The organism is Agromyces sp. NDB4Y10 (assembly GCF_001620055.1).
Classification (GTDB): Bacteria; Actinomycetota; Actinomycetes; order Actinomycetales; family Microbacteriaceae; genus Agromyces; species Agromyces indicus.
The window spans coordinates 1-3,776 of record NZ_LQGY01000018.1 but is presented as its reverse complement, the minus strand read 5'-3'; the positions used below and the strand labels follow the sequence as shown (position 1 = coordinate 3,776).

The window sequence follows — 3,776 nt, the reverse complement described above, 5'->3', positions numbered from 1 at the left end:
GAGCTCGACGACGGATGCCGCGCGCGAGACGACCTCGCCCGAGGCCACCGCCTCGACGACCGACTCGATCTCGGGCGCGAGGAAGCGGTCGGGGCCGGGGGCACCGCCTCGCTCGACCACGAGGGCGGCCACGGCGCCAGTGGCCGCGCCGGGCGCGAGCGGCGCGCGGAGCGCGAGGCCGCGCGCCGCGGTGAGCACCTCGATCGCGAGGACGCGCGTGAGCCCGTCGATCGCGCGCCGCAGCTTGCGCGCGGCGGCCCAGCCCATCGAGACGTGGTCCTCCTGCATGGCCGACGACGGGATCGAGTCGACCGACGCCGGCACCGCGAGGCGCTTGAGCTCCGACACGATGCCCGCGGCCGTGTACTGCGCGATCATCAGCCCGGAGTCGACGCCCACCTCGTGCGCGAGGAACGGCGGCAGTCCCTGGTTGCGGGCCCGGTCGAGGAAGCGGTCGGTGCGGCGCTCGCTCATGGAGGCGACATCCGCCACCGCGATGGCGAGGAAGTCGAGCACGTACCCGACGGGGGCGCCGTGGAAGTTGCCGTTCGACTCGACGCGCCCGTCGGGCGTGAGCACCGGATTGTCGATGGCGCTCGCGAGCTCGGCCTCGGCGACGGATGCCGCGTGCGCGAGGGTGTCGCGCGCCGCGCCGTGCACCTGCGGGGCGCAGCGCAGCGAGTAGGCGTCCTGCACGCGCGTGCACTCGGGGCCCTGGTGGCTCGCGACGATGGGGGAGCCCGCGAGCAGCCGCCGGAGGTTCGCGGCCGACACGGCCTGGCCGCGCTGCGGGCGCAGCTCGTGCAGGTCCGCGGCGAACACGGCGTCGGTGCCGAGCAGGCCCTCGACGCTCATGGCGGCCGCGACGTCGGCCGTGGTCAGCAGCGTGCGGAGGTCGTGGATGGCGAGCGCGAGCATGCCGAGCATGCCGTCCGTGCCGTTGATGAGGGCGAGGCCCTCCTTCTCGCCGAGGCGCACGGGCGCGATGCCGGCGGCGGCGAGGGCGGACGCGGCATCCGTGGTCTCGGGATGCTCGCCGGCGCTCGCGCCTCGACCACCGGCGGGGTCGACGCGCACCTCGCCCTCGCCCATGGCGACGAGTGCGCAGTGGGCGAGCGGCGCGAGGTCGCCCGAGCAGCCGAGCGAGCCGTACTCGCGCACCACCGGGGTGATGCCCGCGTTGAGGATGGCGGCGTACGTCTCGGCCGTCTCGCGGCGCACGCCCGTGCGCCCGGTCATGAGCGTCGACAGGCGCAGCAGCATGAGGGCGCGCACGACCTCGCGCTCGACCTCGGCCCCCGAGCCGGCGGCGTGCGAGCGGACGAGGCTCGCCTGCAGCTGCGCGCGGCGGTCCTCGGCGATGAAGGTGGTCGCGAGCGCGCCGAACCCGGTCGAGATGCCGTAGTGCGGTTCGGGGTCGGCGGCGAGGCCCTCGATGATCGCGCGGCTCGCGGCGACCTCCTCGAGCGCGGCGGGGTCGAGCACGACGCGCGCGTCGTGGCGGGCGACGGCGACCACCTCGTCGATGGTGAGCGGTCCGGTGCCGACGGTGACGGCGTCGACGGATGCCGCGGTGCGGGCGTTCTCGGGCGCGATGGTGCTCATGTCACCGATTCCACACCGGGGCGGTGCGCGCCGGAACGCCCCGGAGTACGCTGGCGTCCGGGATCCCGGACGAGGAGGTGCGATGGCGGAGCCGAAGGCGCCGGCGGCCGACCAGGTGCTCGCCATCCTCACGCACCTGGCCGCCCAGCGCGGCCCCGCACCGGCCGCCGCGATCGCGACGGCGCTCGGCCTGCCGCGCTCCACGACGTACCAGCTCCTCGCCGTGCTGCAGGAACGCGGCTTCGTCGTGCACCTGCCCGAGGAGCGCCGCTACGGGCTCGGCGTGGCCGCGTTCGAGCTCTCGAGCGGCTTCAGCCGCCAGCAGCCGCTCACGCGGCTCGGGCGACCGCTCGTGGCGGGCCTCGTCGACCGGCTCGGCGAGTCCGGCCACCTCGCGGTCCTCCACGGGCGCGACGTGCTGTACCTCGTCGAGGAGCGCGCCGCCAGGCGCCCGTCGCTCGTCTCCGACGTCGGCGTCCGCCTGCCCGCGCACCTCACCGCGTCCGGCCGGGCGATGCTCGCGGTGCTCCCGCCGGCCCAGCTCCGGGCGCTCTACCCCGATCGCGCCGCGTTCGCCGAGCGCGCGTCCGGCCCCGCGGATGCCGCGCCCTGGACCTACTCGCGCCTGAAGTCGGTGCTCGCCGAGGTGCGGACCGCGGGCGTCGCGGGCGAGCACGGCGAGGTGACGAGCGGCCTGGCCTCGGTCGGGGCGGCCGTGATCGACCACCTCGGCTGGCCGGCGGCCGCGATCGCCGTGACCTTCGCCGAGGGGTCGTCCGACGAGCTCGTCCGCGCGGCGGCCGGCGCGGTGACGGACGCGGCGACGACCCTGTCGCGCCGGATCCGCGGCACCCGCTGACCGCGGCTAGCGTGGAGAGCCACGACGAGGAGGCGACGATGGCGCAGTTCATCCGGTACACCGAGCACGGCGGACCCGAGGTGCTCACCCCGGTCGAGGGTCCGGTGCCCGACCCGCCCGCCGGCGGCGTCGTGGTCGAGGTGCGCGCCGCGGGCGTGAATCCCGTCGACTCGAAGATCCGCAGCGGCCGGCGGGGCACGCGCGACTTCAGCCGGCCGCAGGGCCTGGGGGCGGATGCCGCGGGCGTCGTCGTCGCCGTCGCCGACGGCGTGGACGCCGTGCGGCCGGGCGACGAGGTCATCGTGCACGGCGCCTCGGGGGCGTACGCGAGCCATGTCGTCGCGACGCCCGACCAGCTCGTGCCCAAGCCCGCCGAGCTGAGCTTCGAGCAGGGAGCGGCCCTCGGCATCCCCGCGGGGACCGCGTACCAGGTGCTGCGCTCGCTCGGCCTGCGCGAGGGCGAGACGCTGCTCCTGCACGCCGGCTCCGGCGGCGTCGGACAGGCCGCCATCCAGTTCGCGCGGACCTTCGGGGCCCGCGTCGTCGCGACCGCCTCGCCCGCGAACCACGACCGCCTGCGCGAGCTCGGCGCCGTCGCGGTGGCGTACGGGCCCGGGCTCGTCGACCGCCTGCGGGAGGCCGCCCCGGACGGCTACGACGTCGCGCTCGACGGGGCCGGCACCGACGAGGCCATCGAGGCGAGCCTCGAGCTCGTGCCCGACCGCGATCGCGTCGCGACGATCGTCCGCATGGCCGACGCGGCCGACCTCGGCATCCGGACCTGGTCCGGCGCGATCCCGTCGACCATGGGACCCGAGGAGGTCCGGCTGCGTGCGGAGGGCGTCGCCGAGGCCGCGCGACTCGCGGCCGAGGGGCGGTTCGAGGTCGAGATCTCCGGCCGGTACCCGCTCGCGGAGGCCGCCGACGCCCAGCGCGAGAGCGAGGACGGCCACGTGCGCGGCAAGCTCGTGCTCGTGCCCTGAGCCCCGCCGTCGTTCCGCGCCGTGGGGGCCGCGCTCAGCCCCGCCGTCGCGCCCGGCCGAGGCGGGATCGGACCCCCGCCGTCACGCGGCGCGGCAGCGGACGCGTGTCGGGGTGCACGCGACCCGCGGCCACCTCGGCGCGACGGTCGCCGTCCAGCACGACGAACCCCACGTGCAGCGACCCCTCGCCGAGGAACGCCGTCTCCTCCGGCGTGAGCCGCAGTTCGACGCGCCCGCGCCGGAGCTCGGCGCGCCGCCGCAGCAGCACGCCGGACGCGCGCCGCTCGAGGCGCACCAGCACGCCCGCGCCATCCGGAACGCCCTCGAGT

The 3,776-nt window shown here is 76.8% G+C and carries 4 protein-coding genes; 2 read left to right on the top strand and 2 right to left on the bottom strand.

The genetic code is table 11. From position 1 onward, the window contains the following. Positions 1 to 1,605: histidine ammonia-lyase (gene hutH / locus AVP42_RS05000; RefSeq protein ID WP_067946737.1), on the bottom strand; the 1,605-nt coding region annotated here is incomplete at its 3' end. 82 nt (positions 1,606 to 1,687) lie between these two features. Here hutH and AVP42_RS04995 point away from each other — a divergent pair. Both AVP42_RS04995 and AVP42_RS04990 read left to right on the top strand, forming a co-directional pair. Continuing rightward, positions 1,688 to 2,464 carry an IclR family transcriptional regulator gene (locus AVP42_RS04995; protein WP_067946735.1) on the top strand — a complete coding sequence of 259 codons (777 nt, stop codon included), beginning with the start codon at positions 1,688 to 1,690 and terminating at the stop codon, positions 2,462 to 2,464. A 38-nt stretch (positions 2,465 to 2,502) separates the two neighbouring features. Further along, positions 2,503 to 3,447, top strand: coding sequence for an NADP-dependent oxidoreductase (locus AVP42_RS04990; RefSeq protein ID WP_067946739.1), 945 nt, complete (start codon positions 2,503 to 2,505; stop codon positions 3,445 to 3,447). Positions 3,448 to 3,481: 34 nt separating this feature from the next. On the opposite strand, the gene AVP42_RS16615 is transcribed toward AVP42_RS04990, so the two are convergent. Continuing rightward, a partial coding sequence (locus AVP42_RS16615; protein WP_197466960.1) for a hypothetical protein occupies positions 3,482 to 3,776 on the bottom strand: 295 nt, incomplete at its 5' end.

Bases quoted from the DNA above. Each gene is read 5' to 3' on its own strand.
- AVP42_RS04995 (WP_067946735.1), top strand. From the start codon at position 1,688: ATGGCGGAGCCGAAGGCGCCGGCGGCCGACCAGGTGCTCGCCATCCTC.
- AVP42_RS04990 (WP_067946739.1), top strand. From the start codon at position 2,503: ATGGCGCAGTTCATCCGGTACACCGAGCACGGCGGACCCGAGGTGCTC.